This window comes from Actinomadura luteofluorescens, assembly GCF_013409365.1.
Classification (GTDB): domain Bacteria; phylum Actinomycetota; class Actinomycetes; order Streptosporangiales; family Streptosporangiaceae; genus Spirillospora; species Spirillospora luteofluorescens.
The window spans coordinates 6611075-6627713 of the sequence record NZ_JACCBA010000001.1; the positions used below are offsets into that span (position 1 = coordinate 6611075).

Genomic DNA, 16639 nt, shown 5'->3' on the forward strand with positions numbered 1-16639 from the left:
CGTTCGTCAGCGAGGGTTGCCGGCGCGCCAGGCGACGTAGTCGGCGACCGCCGTGGCGACGTCGAACTCCGGCGTGAAGCCGGTGTCCGCGGTGAGCCGGGCGATGTCGAGGTAGGGGTCCTCGCCGGGCCCGTTCCGCCGTCCGGGCAGCAGGTCGAGCCGCAGACCGGGCGTGACCGCCTCGAGCGCGGCCGCGAACTCGCGGTTGGCGACCGGACGGCCGCTGGAGACGTTGTAGGTGTCGTGCCGCAGGGTCGGTGCCTCCATCAGCAGGGCGATCGCGCGCCCGGCGTCCGGCGCGTAGCAGCAGTCGCCGCCGTCGTCGGCGTGCGGCGGCGCCGGCCGCTCGCCGCGGAGCACCGCGCTGATGTACGGCGGGACGTGGAAGAACGGTGACTCCGGGTCGACGAGCGGCCCCCAGATGGTCCCGATCCGGAGCACGACCGGCTGGACGCCGCTGCCCTGGAGCGCGTGCGTGGTGAGCGGCTCCACGGCCTTCTTGAAGGCGATGATCAGGTGCGGCAGGTCCGCGGTGGGGAGCGCGAGCTCCTCCCGCCAGGGGATCTCGGAACGGCCGATGTACGCGCCGAGGCTGCTCGCGACGGCGAACCTGCGGACGCCCCAGGCGCGGGCGGCGTCCAGCGCGTTGAGCAGGCCGGTCGTGTCGGTGCGGAAGTAGCGGACCGGGTCGTCGCCGGGGATGCTGCCTGCCAGGTGGACGATGTCGCTGATGTCGTGACGGTCGGCGAGGCCGAGGAAGGCGTCCCGGTCGGTGACGTCGAGGTGTTCCACCGTGACCCGTCCGGCGAGGAAGGACGGGACCTCGCTCCGGCGGTGCGAGGTGACGACGACCTCGTGCCCGAGGTCGGTGAGCGCGCGGGCGGTGTGGGCGCCGATCATGCCCAGCCCTCCGGTGACGAGGATCATCGGGCCACCTCGTAGTGGAGGTGGGTCACGCCGGGAGCCGCGACGGCCTCCAGCAGCCGGAGGCTCACGTGCTCGGGAAGCTCGCGGAAGAAGGCGTGACCGCCGCCGAGCAGGACGGGCACCTGGTGGAGGATCATTTCGTCGACCAGGCCCGCCTCCAGCGCGGAGGTCAGCACCCCGCCGCCCATGAGGGCGACGTCCTTGTCCCCCGCGGCCTCGCGCGCCGCCGCGACCGCGTCCTCGATCCCGCCGGTGACGAGGGTCTGCTTCTCGCCGATCCCGGGAACGGGCCCGTGGCTGAGGACGAAGAGCGGTGCCGTCGGGTGGGGGCCGTCGCCTCCCCAGCGCCCGGAGTGCTCCCAGGTGACGCGCCCCGCCACCACCGCCCCCACGCGGGCCGCGGCAGTGTCGAAGACGCGCCTGCTCTCCTCGCTCAGCTTGAACCCGTCGAACTCGCCGCTCGGCGTGTCCCCGTCGAAGTACCAGTCGAAGAGCATCGGCGCGTCACCGAGACCGCGGTCGAGTTCCTTCTCTCCTTCGGGGGTGCGGCCGCTGATGTAGCCGTCCACCGAGACGGCATGGGCGCTGAGAACCCTGCTCATGTCTTCACCTTCGTTGACGTTGGAGTGCGTGCGTTGGATGCGGTTCAGCGGTCGGCCCGGTCGTAGAGCAGGCAGATCGCGCCGCTCTCGGTGACCTGGCTGGAGGTCAGCGTCCACGACGCGGACGGGCCGTCGGGGAACAGCCGGGCGCCGCCGCCGACGAGCTCGGGGCACAGCGTGATGCTCAGCCGGTCCACCTCTCCCGCCTGGAGGAGGCCGCGGATCACGCTGGAACTGGCCAGCACGATGATGTCGCCGCCCTCCTGCTCGCGCAGTCGCTTGACCGCCGTGACCGGGTCGGTGCCGGCGAGGCGCGCGTTGTCCCAGGCGGCCTCCGTGAGCGTGCCGGAGAAGACGACCTTCTCGACCGCGTTGAGCCAGCGGGAGAACTCCCGGTCCCGCGGGTCGGCGCTGTCGTCGTCGGCGACGGCGGGCCAGAACCCGGCGAAGCCCTCGAAGTTCTTGCGGCCGAGCAGGGCGGTGGTGGCGGTGCCGGTGACCGCCACCATGTGGTCGCGGGACGCCGACGTCATGGCGTGGGGGACGATCCAGCTCATGTCGTACTCGCCGCCGGGGCCGTTCACCCGGCCGTCCAGGGACAGCGTGATGTTGGCGGTGACCGTGCGATGGGCGTTCTGTCCGGTCATCGGACGGTTCCTTTTCGGTCGTGGGTAATACCCCTTCACAGTGGCGGCACCGATGGCAGGCTGTCGTCGTCAGAGTTGGTGACATCCGGTCCGGGCTTGGAGGGGGCGATGACCGGTTCTGTCGTCAGCCCCGTGCTGGTCGGACGGGACGACGAGATCGCCGTGCTGCGTGCGGCCTACGAGAGGGCGCGGGCGGGCGGCCCCTCGACCGTCCTGGTCGGCGGGGAGGCGGGCATCGGCAAGTCGCGGCTGGTGGCCACGGCGACGGGGGAGCTGCCCGGCGATCCGCTGGTGCTGTCCGGGGGATGCCTGGAACTCGGCTCCGAGGGCGCCCCGTACGTACCGTTCGTCGCCGTCCTGCGCGATCTGGTGCGCCGCCTCGGCCGCGACCGGGTGGCGGCGCTGCTCCCGCCGGGCGGGGCCGCGCTCGGCGACCTGCTGCCCGACCTCGGCCCGGCGCCCGCGCGGTACGGGCCGGCCAGGCTGCTGGAGGAGATGCTGACGCTGCTGGCCCGCGCGGCGGAGGCACGGCCCGTCGTCGTGCTGGTCGAGGACCTCCACTGGGCGGACGCGTCGAGCCGCGAGATGTTCGCTTACCTGGCCCGCAACCTGGCGGGCGCCGCGGTGCTGCTGGTCGGCACCGTCCGCACCGGCGAACTGGCCGCCCGGCATCCGAACCGGCGGACGCTGGCCGAGCTGGCCCGTGGCGGCGCGGTGGCGCACGTCGTCCTCGGCCCGCTGGAGCCCCGGCACGTCACCGCGCTCCTGGCGGCCGTGGACGGGCGGCAGCCCGACCCGGCGCGCAGCGTCCGCGTCCACCGGCGCAGCGGCGGCAACCCGCTGTTCGTCGAGGCGCTGAGCACCGCGGGCGAGACGCCGCCGGGCGACCTGCGCACGCTCCTGCTCGCCCGCGTCACCGACCTGCCGGATCCGGCCCGCGAGGCGCTGGAGGCCATGGCGGTGGCGGGCGCCGAGCTGGACGACGACCTCGTCCGCGCGGTCGCCGGAGGGCCCGCCCGCGAGCTCGGGGACGCCCTCGTCGACCTGACCGAACGGGAGCTGGTGGTGGCGCGGGAGAACGGGTACGCGATCCGCCACGACCTCATCCGCGAGGCGGTGTACGACGCGTTGCCGCCGCCCCGGCGGCGGCGCATGCACGCCCGGTACGCCGCCGCCCTCGCCGGCCGCGCCGCGCCCGCCGACCCCACCGCGCCCGCAGACCCCACCGTGAGCGCCACGGCCCTGGCCCAGCACTGGACGGCGGCGGGCGAGTTCGAGCGGGCACTGCCCGCCGCATGGCGCGCCGCCGAGCGCGCCGGCCGCCAGAACGCCTACGACGAGCAGCTCCACCTGCTGGGGCTCGTCCTGGAGCACTGGCCCAAGGTGCCGGAGCCGGCCGAGGCCATCGGCGCCGGCCGGACGGACGTGCTGGAACGCGCCGCCACGGCTGCGTTCAACGCGGGCAGGTCGGGCGCCGGCGTCGCGTACGGCACCGCGGCGCTGGACGAGGTGGACCCGGCGGTGGAACCGGAGCGGGCGGCCCGGCTGCTCGGCCTGCGCGGCCGGCTGCAGAGCCGTATCAACGGCGGGGGGCGCGACGACCTGCGCCGGGCGGTCGCGCTGGCGCCGCCCGGGGCGTCGCGGGAGCTGCGCGCCCGGCTGCTGTCGGCCCTGGCGTTCGTGGAGTTCATGGCGCTCGACCTCGACGACTGCCGGGGGCACGCCACGCAGGCCCTGGACATCGCCGACCGCCTCGGCGACGACGCCCTGCGCGCGCCCGCCCTGCTGGTGCTGGGCGCGCTCCACGGCACGGACGGTGACCTGGACCAGGCGGCGAGCGCCTTCGCCGAGGCCCGTCGTGCCGCCGACGCGGCCGGTGACGCGTACACGTTCCTGACCACCTTCCAGTGGGAGTCGACCTTCCTGTGCGACGCCGGGCGGTACGAGGAGGCCGTCGAACTCGCCCGCACCGGCCAGTCGGCCGCCGGACGGCTCGGCCAGGCCCGGTCCCGCGGCAGCATGCTCGCCAACGCCCGCGCCGTCCCCCTGCTGTTCCTGGGGCGCTGGGACGAGGCCCTGCACGTCGTCGACGAGGCCCTCGCCCTGGCGCCGCCCCCGCTGTACGTCGCGTACCTGCGCCTGATCGCCGCCGACATCGCGCACCGGCGCGGTCAGAGCGAGCTGGGCGGGACGCTCCTGCGCCAGATCACAGAGTTCGCCGTGCACACCGTCGGCGCGGCGGAGGCGAAGGCCTGGCTGGCCCTGCTGCGCCTCGCCCGCGCGCTCGACGAGGACGACCTCGACGCGGCGGACCACATCGTGGGCGAGCATCTGGCGACGGCGCTGGACGCCTGGCCGCCTCAGGAGACGGCACGGCTCGCGGTGCTCGGCGCACGCGTGCAACGGGCCCGGCGCGCGGCCGCGCCGCGGAACCGGCGGGTCCAGGCCGAGACCGCGGAGCGGCTCGCGGACCTCGCCCGCATGCTCGGCTCGGTGCGCACTTCCACCCCGGTGCTCGACGCCTTCCGCCTCACCTTCCGCGCGCTGACGGGGAGCGGCGGACTGCCCGCCTGGGACGCGGCGGCCGCGGCCTGGCGCGATCTCGGCAACCGCCACGAGACCGCCGCGGTGCTGGCGGAGGCCGCGGCCGTCGCGCTCGCGTCGAACAACCGTCCCGGCGCCCGGTCCCGGCTGCGCGAGGCGCGCGCCATCGCCGCCGACCTGGGGGCCGCGCCGCTGCGGGCGCGCATCGACGACCTGGCGGCCCGCGGCCGCCTCACCGACGCCGAGGGCGGCACGCCCGACCACGCCTTCGGCCTGACCCCACGCGAACTCGACGTCCTGCGCCTCCTCGCGGGCGGACGGACGAACCAGCAGATCGCCGCGGAACTCTTCATCTCCGCCAACACCGTCGCCACCCACGTCACCAGGATCCTCACCAAGCTCGGCGCCGCGTCCCGCACCCAGGCCGCCGCCAAGGCCCGCGAGTCCGGCCTTCTGGACGGCCCGCCCTGACGCGGCGCGTTCAGCGAAGGAGGCGTTCGCCGTTCCGCGCGGGGATCCGGGTCGGCCAGGAAGCCGGCCAGGCGACGTCGTCGATCGCGAGCCACGGCGCGGCGGCCACGCCCGCGGGGGTGAGCCCGGAGAACGTCCTGATCTCGCGGTGCAGGTGGGACTGGTCGGCGTAGCCGCACTCGGCGGCGACTCCGGCCGCCGCGTGGCCCGCCGCGAGAAGGTAGGCGGCGCGGTCGAAGCGCACGAGCCGGGCGGCGCGTTTGGGCGTGATGCCGAGCTGGGCGCGGAAGCGTGACCAGAGGCGCTTGCGGCTCCAGCCGACCTCGCCGGCCAGGCCGTCGACCCGGACCCGCCCCCGGCCGGCGAGCGTCCGCAGCCAGGTGCGGGCGACCTCCGGGTCGACCGGCGTCCGGCCCCCCGGCCGCCGGCCGAGGACGTCCGCCGCGATCGTGAACCGCTCGTCCCACGAGGCCGCGGCGCGCAGCCTGTCCTCCACCCGGGCGGCGTCGCGGCCCCAGACGTCCTCCAGGGACGCGACCGTCCCGGTGAGCTCGGCCGACGGGCCGAGCACCGCGGCCGCCGCGACCGGCCCCAGCCGGATCTGGAGGCACTCGCCCACCTGCCCGCCCGCACGGAGGTCGCCCGGAAGGAGCCCGGCGACGAAGCTGCCGCGCCGGCGCAGGCCGGGGGTGCCGTAGACGATGCCTTCCCCGTCGCTCAGGTCGATGAGCAGGGTGACGGACGGGTGCGCGACCATCGCGATGTCCATGGGCGCGGGGAGGCGCTGCCGGAACCCGGCCATGGCGACCCCCGGCAGCCGGACGGACGGGGCGGGGACGGCGATGTCCACCGCCGTCCAGTCGGGTGGCGTCCCGGCCGGCGGCACGCGTCCATTCTAGGCCGGTGGCGTCAGCGGGCCCCCGCCGTGAAGTCCAGCAGCAGTTCGGCGGTCGCCCCGGGCGCTTCGAGCACGGGCAGGTGGCCCACGCCGGGCAGCATCTCGATCCGCGCGTCCGGCACCGCCCCGTACCGGTGCGCCGACGAGGGGTCCCAGCGGGGATCGGCCGCACCGAAGATCACCAGCAGCGGGACCCGGAGGGCGGCGAGCCGCTCGGGCACGCTCCGCTCGGCGAGGTAGGCGGTGTTGCGGCGCAGCACCGTCCTCATCGCCCGGTAGGTGATGGCCCGCACGCCGGTGACCAGGTCGTCCGGGACGTCCACCGGGCCGGCGGCCGTCGCGGCGATGCCGCGGCGGATCAGCGCGTCCGAGCGCGCATCCCGTGCGACTGCTCGACGTCGAACTGTGTCATACGGAGACCATGCACGGGCGGTCGCCCACCGGTCTTGGACAAATGTTCCCGGCGGTCATCACCGAGCCGCCGGGAGGAAAGCGGCTTCCGTCAGACGACCGTCGCGGGCTGCTCGCGGGGTGTCAGCCTGAGCCGCACCACCGTGGGAATCGACTCGCGTTCGAGTGCGGCGTGGAGTCGCGGGAGGGCCTCGTCCTGGATGCGGCGCCGCAGCTCGGCGGGATCCGCCTCCTGGCCGTAGAGGATGCTCAGCCGCAGCCCGGCCCCCTGGGACGAGCGGACCAGCAGGGCCCGCGCCCTGCGCACTCCCGGGTACTCGCCGATCTCGGCCTCCAGCGCGTCCGTGACGGCCTTGGCCTCCACCCGCGTCGCGCCGGCCCTGATGTCCGGCTCCAGCGAGAGACCCCGCACCCGGCTCGAACGGAGTTGGGCGAGCATCCAGGACAGCCCCAGCAGCGCCAGGACGACGGCCACCGCGGCGACGGCGGGCCAGAACCAGCCGTGGCCGTCGGCGAAGCGGCGCGCCTCCGCGGTGAGCACGGGGCCGGAGGCCCGCGCCTTCCCGAAGGCGCCCAGGCCGCGGGCGAGGCCGAGCCCCCCGGCGGCGGCGAGGACGAGGCCGAGGATCACCAGGCCCGTGCGGTTGACGTGCGCGTTGCGGCGGTCCATCAGGCCTCCCGGTGCTTCATGCGCACCGCGACGGAGCGGGCGGGGAGGGGGTCGAGCCGGTCGAGCCGCTCCCGCACCGCCCTGGTGATCTCCGCGTCCAGGCCCGTGGGCTCGCGCACGGGCGTCTTCGCGACGACCCGCACCCGCCGGCGCCCCAGCCGGACCCTGCTGACGCCCGACACCCCCGGCGCGCCTTCGGCCGCGGCGGCGACGGAGCGCTTGAGCCCCCGCCTGCTCACGCCCATCATCAGGCTCGGATCCCGCCCGTGCAGCGGGACGATCCGCGACCTGCCCGGCAGCACGGCGGCCAGCACGAACCACACACCGATCAGCGCCAGGGCGGCGAAGATCGCGCGAGCGTACACGCCGTCCCAGTTCGCGTCCCGCACCCACCCGTAGGGGAAGATGTGCGCCGGGTGGCCCAGGGCCGCCGAGATGACCTCGATCGCCGTCAGCACGCCGGCCGCCGTCATCAGCAGCGCGGCGGCGAGGGCCGGAACGACCCGCTGCGAGCGGAACGTGTGCCTGGCCGCCCGGTCGGCCTTCCTTGTCGCGGCCGGCCGCGTGCTCGGCTCCGTGGCGGGCCGCGCCCCGGCGTGGGCGGTCACAGCACGGTCCTCTCGCCCGCGGAGGGCCGCCCGAGTTCGGCCACCTCGATGTCCACCTGACCGACGGTGAGACCGGTCAACTCCGCCACCCGCTCGCGCACCCTCTGGCGCACCTCGCGGGCGACCGCGCGGACCGGCATCGGGTAGGCCACCGACAGCGCCACCTTGGCCGTGACGATGTCGCCGTGCACCCGCACCTCCGTGCGGGCGGGCCCCCGCCCGGGGATCGGCACGCCGGCGATGGTCCGGCCCAGCCCGCCGGACGCCTCGACGTCCTGCGCGGCCTCCGCGACGATGCGCGCGACGGACCGTTCACGGATCGTCGTCCTGCCCCGCTCGTCCTCGGTCATCGCGGCCGCCGCCCCGTGCGGCCCGTCGAGAAGATCTGACCGAGGTCGAGGCTGCCCTCGATGACCCGGCCGACCACGAAGCCGAGCGCGCCGAGGAACAGGACGAGGAAGAACGCGCCGGCGCCGCCGAACGCCCCGGCGAACCCCAGTGCCAGCCCGACGACCAGGCCGATCACGGGCCACGGCACTCGCACATCCATCTCGATCACCCTCTCGGCTCGGCGGGGCCCTCAGCCGCCATCGGCCACGTCCCCGATCACCACGTCCACCGTCCGCCGGCCGGCGAGCGGGCGCACCAGACGCCGTACGTCCTCGGCGATCTCGGCGAAGGGCCGCCCGTACCGGACGACCACCCCCACCTCGACCACCGCGTCGTGCACCGCGACCCCCGCGTAGGGGGGCCCGGCGCGGTAGGTCGCGATCCAGCCGCGCGGACCGGCCGTGAGCCCCTGGACGTCCGGGCACGCCATGGCCGCCGCGCCGATCCGCTCCGCCAGTTCGGCGAGCGGCTCCCGGCGGCCGGGCGCCGCGTCCGGGCGGGCGCCGGCCCCGCCGGTCCCCGCGGACGTCCTCCCGCCGGGCGGGACGTCCGGCCGCGACGCCTCGGCGGCGAATCCGGGCTCGCCCCACCCCGTGCCGCCGGCCGCGAACGGCCGGCCGGGCGGGGCGGGGCGGGACGCGCCCGCCACGTCCGTCCAGGAGATCATCGGACTCGGGACTCCTCGCGCTGCGGCTCCGGAGGCTCCTCGCCGGCCACATGGACGTCGTCCACGGTGATGTTCACCTCGACGACCTCCAGGCCGCACATGTGCTCGATCTCGTTGGCGACGTTGGTGCGCACGGCGGCGGCCAGGTCCGGGATGGACAGCCCGTACTCCACGACGAGGTCGATGTCGACGGCCGCCTGGCGCTCACCGACCTGCACGGCCACGCCCTGCGTGCTGTCGGCCGTCACGCCCGGGATCCGCTCCCGGACCGATCCGATCGTCCGGGACATGCCCGCGCCCATCTCGTACACGCCGCCGACCTGCCGGGCGGCCATCGTGGCGATCTTCGCCACCACGTCGTCGGCGATCCTGGTGCTGCCGCTGGACGTGATCAGTTCGCTCGACCCCCCGTCGGCGCCCCGCTTGCGCCTCGTCCCGACCGCGGCCTGCTCGGCTCCTCGCCTGTCGTCCTGACTCACGATGCCCCCCATGCCATGCGTCGGCTGACCTGCGGATGATGCTCCGGGAGCGTTACCCAAAACGGCTATATGGCCAAAGAGTGGGTCAATGCCGAACTAAGTTCGGTGAACGGGCGAGGCCGGGCTCGACGGGCGACGGACGCGCCCTCAGGCCGCGGGGCCGCCCCCGGAGGGGCGGGTCGCGGTCGCCAGGTCCGCGGCCACGCGGTCGCGCACGTACCCGATGAGACGGATCATGTCCGGGCAGTAGACCGTGGGATTGTCCAGGCCCGTCCCGTGCCGGTAGCGGTGGGCCTGGAGGCCCGCTCCGCACACGGCGACGAACCGGCAGGCCCGGCACCGCTCGCACAGGGCCGCCGCGCCGCGCTGCCGCTCGACGGCGGCCGGCAGCGCGCGCGCCGCGTCCAGGGAGTCGCGCAGGACGTTCAGGCCGGTGCCGGCGGGCGCCGAGGTCAAGGGCCTGAGCAGGTCGGAATGCTCGATCGCGCCGTCGGTCTCGATGACGGCGTACCGCACGGGGCCGAGCCCGAGCGCCTCGTTGCCGACGGTCCCGCCGAGCAGCAGGGTGAGCAGGTCGCTGAACGTCCGGACGTCCGCCGGGGGCTCCGCCGCGCCGTACCAGCGGTCGAAGATCGCGATGAGCCAGTCGGCGTACGGCGTGGCGGGCGACCCCTCGGCGCGCCCCGGGGGAGGCGCCGACCAGTTCCCGTGCGGGAGCAGGAAGTCGACGCGGGGCGGGCGGTGGCGCAGCAGCGCCTCGTAGGTCGCGACCGGGTCGTTGCGGAGGTCGATCGTGCAGAGGATGCCGGAGAACAGGTGCCGGTACGGGCCGGCGGCCAGGGCGTCCAGCGCGGCCGCCACCGAGGCGTGGCTGCCTCTGCCGTCCGGCAGGCGGCGGTGCCTGTCCTGGGCGGCGGCGTCGCCGTCCACGCTCACACCGATCCGGACGCCGAGCCGGTCGAGCTGGGCGAGGCGGTCGTCGGTCAGCCGGGTGCCGTTCGTCTGCACGAAGAACGACGCCGACACGCCTTCGGCGCTCACCGACCGGACGACCCGCTCGATGAGGGGCGGCGCCGCCAGCAGCGGCTCGCCCCCGTGCAGCACGATGTCGACGCCCGGAACCGCGTGCGCGCGGACGTGGTCACCGATGCGCCGGGCGGCGGCGTCGACCACCTCGGGCGGCATCGTGACCGGGCGGTCGCGCCAGCTCCGGTCGCCCATCTCGTACACGTAGCAGTAGTCGCAGGCCAGGTTGCAGCGGCTGTGGATCTTGAGGATGAACTCCCGGAAGGGCAGCGCCTCCCGTGCCGCGGGCGGGCTCACGCGACCGGATCCGGCAGGTCGCGGACCGTCCGCAGGCAGCCGGGCAGCGGCCCGTTGGCGGCGATCCAGCGCTCGCGGTGCGCGTCGAACCGCCGTGCCGCCAGCGCGGCGGCCGGCCCGGGGACCGGCTCGGCCCGCCACTGGTCCAGCACGTGCCGCATGCCCTGGACGAACCGCACGGTGAGCGCGGGCAGGCGGTCGTGGGAGCAGAGCTGGACGAGCCCGAGCCGCACCGCCTCGCGCCAGTGCGCGTACTCAAGATGCGCCGCCATGGCGCGCTCGCCCCGCTCCAGCCAGCGCTGCCGCCGCCAGAACCGCACGACGCCGAGGAAGGCGTAGGTGCCGTGCAGCAGCCCGGAGAACGGCCGCGGATCCGGGCGCCAGGGCGCGTAGTACCGGCGGTCGTCGTCCCCGGGCAGCAGCTTCACCGCGTCCATGACCGCCGCCAGCTTGCCGTGCTGGGCCTCGTGGACGAGCGTGACCGCGAGCTGCGTCGGGTCGACCGGCAGGGACAGCGCTACGCAGCCGTAGTGCTCCCGTGAGGTGGCGCTGCGGAACGTGCCGATGGGGGAGCGCAGTGGCGTGAGCGTGGACACCGTGCCGGACAACTCGCGCGCGCTGGAGCCGTGATGGCGCGTCAGCAGCTCCCAGGTCTCGCCGAGCGTCCGCTCCAGCTCGGCGACGGCGGCCTCGGAGAGGCGCTCGGCCCCGTCGGACGACGCGTCGGGGAAGCGGAACGGGTCCACATCGTCGAGCAGGAGCTCGATCTCGGCCCGTCCGGCGGACGGCGCGCGCAGGGTGCGCAGCCCCCGCCAGCCCGGCGCGTCCGGGGTCCCGTCAGCGGGGATCGGCGAGCTCGTCCGTCCGGCCGTGGCGACGACCTCCCTGCCGTCATGGACGATCCGCACCGTCCCCGCGTCCTCGGGCGCCGTGAGAACGCCCACCGAGGGAAGGGTGACCACTCCGCGGGAGACCGGAACGGTGAACGTCCCCGCGCAGCGTCCGCGCACCGCCGCGGCCGCCGCCATCCCCGCGAGCTGCGCGGGACGCGCGCCGGCCGGTTCGTCGGGGGCCCCGCCCTGGAGGACGCGCAGCGCGTGCAGGCCCCACCCACCGGTCGAGGGGTGCGTGATGACCGCCGCGGCGGCGCCCGGGACGCGCCGCTTCAGCTCCATCAGCTGCTCGAAGCCGTGCCGGGCCGCCTCCGCCTCCGGGTGGCCGGTCCGGCGGGCGGCGTCCACCACGGAGCGCAGCAGCAGCAGGTTCCGGCTGTGCTGGATCGCTCCCAGCGATTCGATCGCACCGGACGACGCCATTCCCGAGGCGAGCGAGTCGAAATCGGCACCGGAAAAGGAATGATTCATCAACGTCATAAAGGCCGGCCTTTCGCCGAACACCCCATCACCAGCATTTTAGTCCGCATCCCGTGATCGTTAAACGTCGCCGGCCCGTCCCGCGCGCGCCCGCCGCGCATCGCGCCCTTGCCGTCCGGTGGCGAGTCCGTGGCATTGTCCCCGGCGGACGGCGCCGGCGCGCTATTCTGGCCGCGGAGGACGATCAATGAGTGTTCGCAGGCTGTTCTTCTGCACGGCCGGTCTGCTGCTCATCGGGTGCGCGAGCCGCCCCTTCGGCGCGGCCGCGGAAATCTCGCCCTCGTTATCGGACGTTCCACCGCCCTTATCCGCGGCGTCGCCCGGAACAGGGGACCGGCGGGAGGCCGCCACCGTGTACTGCCTGTCCCGCCCCGGCCAGATGGCCACCGCCCTCATGGCGCTCGGGTTCCCCGTCCCGGGAGCCGCGCCCGCACCGGCGCCCACCGGCACACCGCCGAGGACTCCGGCCCCCACCGCCTCGCCCGCCCCGCCGGCTTCGTCCGGGGCGTCGCCGTGGCCGACTCCGGCCGCTCGCACTCCCGGCGCCGCCGAACTACAGGCCTGGGCCGTACGTCACAGAACGGAATTCGACCGCGCCTGTGACGCCCTGATCGCGGCCCAGACCGTTGCGCGGGAGAAGGAGAAGAAGGGGACACCGGCCTGGGTGTCGGCCGGAAAGGTTATCGGTCCGCTCCTGGTGGGTGCCCTGCTCACCCTCTTCACCACCGAATGGAGGGCGGCCGTGGACCGCGGCCGCAAGGAGGGGCTCGAACTGCGGAGGCTGGGCAGGGAATTCCTCGTCGCGGCGAGCGACTACGCCGAGCGCCGCGGGAAGGCCGGGCTGCCGTCCCCCCAGGCCCTGCGCGACTCCGCGCGGGCGCTGGCGCTCCGCCTGGAGGAGATCAAGGCCCGCCACCCCTGGTGGCGCACCCTGTCGCCGGTGCTCGCCGCGCTCGCCCCGGACGAGATGGAGACCGCCTTCGTCGCGGGGTGGGACGGCCTGAGCGACGAGGACAGAGAGACCAGGCACGCGACGGTGGTCGCCCTCGTCCACCGGATCGACGCCCAGGTAGGCGGCGCCGCGCGCGCTCTGGAGCACCCGTGGCGGCCGCCGGTCCTCCGCTGGTTCGTCCTCCGGCAGAAGGTCCCCTCGTGACGGGCGGCGCGCGGCAGGGAAACGGGCGCCTCTCGGACGGCAATCCGCTGCGTCTGGTCCGGTACGCCGACAGGCCGCCCCTCGCCCTGGAGCCCCACCGCGTCGGCAAGCACGCGGGCTACTACGTGGAGACCCGCTCGTTCACCACGTGCTTCTCGGCGTTCAAACGCGAACTGGACGACATCGAAATGATCCGCGACAGGGGTCATCTCGTCTTCGTCCACGGGATGCAGGGCACGGGCAAGACCTCCCTCATCTGCAGGTGCGCCCATTTCCTGAAGGAACTCGCCGGCCCGGTCGAGCTGCGGGTCATCGACGAGAGATCCCTGACCGGATCGGTCAGGACGCCGCAGCGGCGGATGCTGGGACTGGTGTTCAAGATCTGCTGGGAACTGATGCAGAGCCGGCACTTCTCGGAGAACCGGAGCCGGCTGGACCGCCTCCAGAGCGTGATCGTGGAGGTCAACCGGCTCAAGGAGCAGGAGGGCCTCACCGCGGAGCGGGCGAAGGCCGAGGCGGCCGCCGTGCTGTCCGAGATCGGCCTGGGCTCCGACGGCGACGAGCCGCTGGTCATGGTCCTCCTCCCGCGGTCCACGAGCCTGCAGGACGTGCGGTTCTACGCCGACGTCGTCCAGCCCTGCATGCTGTTCTTCGCGGAGCTCGAGGACGAGGACGCCGACCAGGAGCACCCGCCGTTCGACGGCAACATCTCCGTCGTCCCGCTGCGTCCCCGCCCGCTGTCCGTCGAGGACGGCTGGGAATTCGTCCGGCGGCGCCTCTACCAGAAAACGGACTGTCGCGAATCACTGAATATTCGGGAAGACCATATCAAGGCGATTATGACCGCCTATGACGGGCGCATGACGATAAGGCTGCTGGTCGACGGCTTGGTGGAGATCTTCGAACAGATCATCAGGGCTGACAGCCCCCGCGATGTGAGTTACAGTGATCTGGCGTCCCAGTTCATCCTGGCCCCGCCGAGCGAAGAAACGGGCTCCTCATGACTGCTGATCATGAGCCGTCACCGGCGGCACGGCGCAATCCCTTCCCTCCCGGGGCGTCCGCGATGCTGGGCGAACTGCCGGGAGAGGTGGCCAGCCTCGACACCCCGGCGATCCTCACCGTGCGGCGCGTGGTCGACGACTACCTCGCGCGGAGCCTGATCCTCTGGCGTGACGTCCGCTCCCAGCAGGGCCCCGGCCGGCGCGGCGGCGAGGCCGCGGCCGGCGACCCGCGGGAACTGACCGACGACGAGGCCGTGCGGGCGTCCTCCACCGGCGCGAACGGCGAGGTCATCGCCGTCTCAGGCGAGGCGGGCACCGGCAAGACGCACCTGCTCAACACCCTGATCCACCGGTTACGCCACCCGCCGCCCGGCGCCGCGATCCCGCGCAAGATCATCTACCTGTCGGCGCAGGCCTCCGACTTCGGCACGCTGTACCGGGCCTCCTTCATCACCAGGTTCCACCCCGACGAGCTCAAGGACGTCGCCCTCGGCTACTACGCCGACGTGGTCGCCGAGCGGCTCCGGATCGACTTCCCCCACCTGGCCGAACAGGCGGCGGCGCTGGAGGGCCGCGACCCCGGCCTCGACCCCCGGACCGTCGCGCGGCAGGCCGGGCTGGCCGCCAGGGTGCCGAGGCAGCTCCAGGAGCGGCTCTGGCAGGTCACCGGGAACAAGCAGTTCGGCACCGCCTTCGCCCTGCTGGCCGACGTGCAGCTCGCCCTCGCGGTGATGGACTGGCTCGCGAGCGGCGCGCCGCCCGACGCCCGCCTCCAGGAGCAGGGGATCACCGGGGCCCTGTCGACCAACGCCCAGATGCTGGACTGCATGGGCGCGCTCACCAGCCTCTACGGACGCCAGGGGCTGCACTTCGCCCTCGTCATCGACGACATCGAGAAGCTCCTCGGCCGTCCCGACCCGCTCCTGCCCGACATGGCGAACACGGCGGACACCCTGAAGTCGTTCCACAAGCTGCTGCGCACGTTCGTGGAGAGCGGCGGGCTCCTCGTCCTCGGCGGTCTGCCCGAATATCTCGACCAGCTCCCCAAGGACGTCAAGTCCCGGATACGCACCCGCATCTCGCCGTCCCCCCTCGACGGCGGGCAGATCGCCGAGTACGTCCGGCTCCGCCAGGGCGGCGTGCTCGAACCGTTCGAGCAGTCGGCCTGCGACGCGATCCACCGCCTCACCGGCGGCAGCCCCCGGCAGGTCGTCAGGCTCTGCTACCGCAGCTTCCAGGTCACCGTGCCGCCCGCGCGGGTGGACGCGCCCGCCGTCCACACGGCGGCGCGGCAGGAGAACCTCGGCTACGTGGTGTCGCTGGACGACCTCCTCTCGAACGTCTCGGAGATCCTCAACGGCCGCGGCTGGCCGGCCGAGACGAGCTATCCCCTGCTTCCGGAGCGCGAGCGGCCCGACTTCTGGATCCCGATGCCCCCCGGGCAGGACCGCGCGGGCTGCGCGATCGTGGTGAGCGCGCCGCTGGTGCAGGCCGACGAGGCCGAGTCGCTGATCGGCCGCGTCCGGGCCATCCGCAGCAACAGCCCGAAGCGCCGCGTCGTCGTGGTGACGGGGTTCCTCAGCGAGGAGATCCGCCCCTCCCTGACCCAGGCGTGCGGCGCCCCGCCGATCGTGTACCTCGCCGACCGGTTCAACGACGTCCTCACCGCCCGCCTCGACGAGCTGAACCGGGAGATCATCGGTCCCCGCGCGGGCCCCGCCGCCTCCGACGACGACATCGCGGTGATGCACGACTCGATGGAGCGGATCAGGCGGCAGGTGACCGCGTCGCACGACCACCTCCTCAACCTGCAGAGCCAGGTGGAGCAGATCCGCCAGCAGGCCGACCGGCAGCTCCAGGCGATCAGGAGGGACCTGGCGCACCCGCCCGCGGGGCCCGCCGGAGCCGCCGCCGAGCCCGAGCCGCCCGGACGGGGGCTGCCGGACGCCGTGGTCCGGGTCTTCGCCCGCGCGCGCGAATCCCTCGCCGCGATCGACGACGTCGACGCCTACATCGGGCGCTCCTTCGACCTGTCCCGGGACGACGCCGCCACCGCCGGCGCCATGCTCGGCTACCGGCTGCGCCGCTACGAGATCTTCGAGGCGATCGGGGTGAGCGTGGTCCTGCGGCGGCTCGTGGCCTCGTTCGAGGAGTCGGTCGCCGGCTGGCTGGCCGGCGTGCGGTCCCGGCCCGGCCCCACCGCCGACGACCGGGCGCGCCTGGACCGGCTGTGCGAGGCGTTCGACGCCAGCTACGACGCCGTGCCGCTGTCGGCGCTGAGCCAGCTCGGCAGCCTGTCCGACGACGCGGTCCCCGGCCTGAGCGGCTCGGTCGCCCAGGTCGCGATCGTGGACAGCCTGGGCGGGCTGAGCGGCAGCGTCAAGCGCAACGTCCTCAGCGCCGCCGACGACGCGGCCGGCGGTTCCGGCCCGCCGCCCGGCGCCGTGCCGGGCCCCTCTCCCGCCTGAC

Annotated in this window: 16 protein-coding genes and 1 pseudogene; 4 read left to right on the forward strand and 13 right to left on the reverse strand. The window is 74.4% G+C overall.

Going from position 1 to position 16639, the window contains the following annotated elements; translation table 11 throughout:
• Positions 1–6: 6 nt before the first annotated feature.
• Genes BJY14_RS30830 through BJY14_RS30840 form a run of 3 tightly spaced genes read right to left on the reverse strand, consistent with a single transcriptional unit; the run spans position 7 to position 2176 of the window.
• Entirely contained in the window at positions 7–927 is a 921-nt protein-coding gene (locus tag BJY14_RS30830; RefSeq protein WP_179846830.1) for an NAD-dependent epimerase/dehydratase family protein, read from the reverse strand.
• Entirely contained in the window at positions 924–1529 is a 606-nt protein-coding gene (locus BJY14_RS30835) for a dihydrofolate reductase family protein (protein ID WP_179846831.1), read from the reverse strand. The genes BJY14_RS30830 and BJY14_RS30835 overlap by 4 nt, the downstream gene beginning before the upstream one ends.
• Positions 1530–1573: 44 nt before the next feature.
• Positions 1574–2176, reverse strand: a complete 603-nt coding sequence (locus BJY14_RS30840) for a dihydrofolate reductase family protein (protein WP_179846832.1) — start codon at positions 2174–2176, stop codon at positions 1574–1576.
• 108 nt (positions 2177–2284) lie between these two features.
• Here BJY14_RS30840 and BJY14_RS30845 point away from each other — a divergent pair, with 108 nt between their 5' ends.
• Positions 2285–5191: a helix-turn-helix transcriptional regulator gene (locus BJY14_RS30845; protein WP_179846833.1), complete on the forward strand. Its 2907-nt coding sequence runs from the start codon at positions 2285–2287 to the stop codon at positions 5189–5191.
• Positions 5192–5201: 10 nt separating this feature from the next.
• Here the strand turns inward: BJY14_RS30845 and BJY14_RS30850 are convergent, their stop codons facing one another.
• The 10 genes and pseudogenes from BJY14_RS30850 to BJY14_RS30895 form a co-directional block, all read right to left on the reverse strand.
• Positions 5202–6077: a helix-turn-helix domain-containing protein gene (locus BJY14_RS30850; protein WP_312879481.1), complete on the reverse strand. Its 876-nt coding sequence runs from the start codon at positions 6075–6077 to the stop codon at positions 5202–5204.
• Positions 6078–6100: 23 nt separating this feature from the next.
• Positions 6101–6466 (reverse strand): annotated as a pseudogene (locus BJY14_RS30855) (alpha/beta fold hydrolase); the annotation flags it as partial.
• A 125-nt stretch (positions 6467–6591) separates the two neighbouring features.
• The gene (locus BJY14_RS30860; protein WP_179846834.1) at positions 6592–7170 is read right to left on the reverse strand and encodes an alkaline shock response membrane anchor protein AmaP; all 579 of its coding nucleotides are present in this window, start codon (positions 7168–7170) and stop codon (positions 6592–6594) included.
• Entirely contained in the window at positions 7170–7778 is a 609-nt protein-coding gene (locus tag BJY14_RS30865; RefSeq protein WP_179846835.1) for a DUF6286 domain-containing protein, read from the reverse strand. The genes BJY14_RS30860 and BJY14_RS30865 overlap by 1 nt, the downstream gene beginning before the upstream one ends.
• On the reverse strand, positions 7775–8128 hold the full coding sequence (locus tag BJY14_RS30870; protein WP_179846836.1) for an Asp23/Gls24 family envelope stress response protein: 354 nt from the start codon (positions 8126–8128) through the stop codon (positions 7775–7777). Before BJY14_RS30870 ends, BJY14_RS30865 begins: the two co-directional genes overlap by 4 nt.
• A complete protein-coding gene (locus tag BJY14_RS30875; RefSeq protein ID WP_218905659.1) occupies positions 8125–8328 on the reverse strand; it encodes a hypothetical protein in 204 nt (67 codons plus the stop codon). Before BJY14_RS30875 ends, BJY14_RS30870 begins: the two co-directional genes overlap by 4 nt.
• A gap of 30 nt (positions 8329–8358) precedes the next feature.
• Positions 8359–8835 (reverse strand): hypothetical protein, encoded by a 477-nt coding sequence (locus BJY14_RS45790; RefSeq protein WP_246396174.1) that lies wholly within the window; start codon positions 8833–8835, stop codon positions 8359–8361.
• Positions 8832–9317: an Asp23/Gls24 family envelope stress response protein gene (locus BJY14_RS30885; protein WP_372505463.1), complete on the reverse strand. Its 486-nt coding sequence runs from the start codon at positions 9315–9317 to the stop codon at positions 8832–8834. The genes BJY14_RS45790 and BJY14_RS30885 overlap by 4 nt, the downstream gene beginning before the upstream one ends.
• A gap of 144 nt (positions 9318–9461) precedes the next feature.
• Positions 9462–10637 (reverse strand): FxsB family cyclophane-forming radical SAM/SPASM peptide maturase, encoded by a 1176-nt coding sequence (locus BJY14_RS30890; protein ID WP_179846838.1) that lies wholly within the window; start codon positions 10635–10637, stop codon positions 9462–9464.
• Positions 10634–12001 (reverse strand): HEXXH motif domain-containing protein, encoded by a 1368-nt coding sequence (locus tag BJY14_RS30895; protein WP_179846839.1) that lies wholly within the window; start codon positions 11999–12001, stop codon positions 10634–10636. Before BJY14_RS30895 ends, BJY14_RS30890 begins: the two co-directional genes overlap by 4 nt.
• Positions 12002–12197: 196 nt before the next feature.
• Between BJY14_RS30895 and BJY14_RS30900 the strand changes: the two genes are divergently transcribed.
• The 3 genes from BJY14_RS30900 (at position 12198) to BJY14_RS30910 (ending at position 16638) form a co-directional block, all read left to right on the forward strand.
• Positions 12198–13166 carry a hypothetical protein gene (locus BJY14_RS30900; protein WP_179846840.1) on the forward strand — a complete coding sequence of 323 codons (969 nt, stop codon included), beginning with the start codon at positions 12198–12200 and terminating at the stop codon, positions 13164–13166.
• Positions 13163–14170, forward strand: coding sequence for an ATP-binding protein (locus tag BJY14_RS30905; protein WP_179846841.1), 1008 nt, complete (start codon positions 13163–13165; stop codon positions 14168–14170). Before BJY14_RS30900 ends, BJY14_RS30905 begins: the two co-directional genes overlap by 4 nt.
• 62 nt (positions 14171–14232) lie before the next feature.
• Positions 14233–16638 carry a hypothetical protein gene (locus BJY14_RS30910; RefSeq protein ID WP_179846842.1) on the forward strand — a complete coding sequence of 802 codons (2406 nt, stop codon included), beginning with the start codon at positions 14233–14235 and terminating at the stop codon, positions 16636–16638.
• The last annotated feature ends 1 nt before the right edge of the window (position 16639 follow it).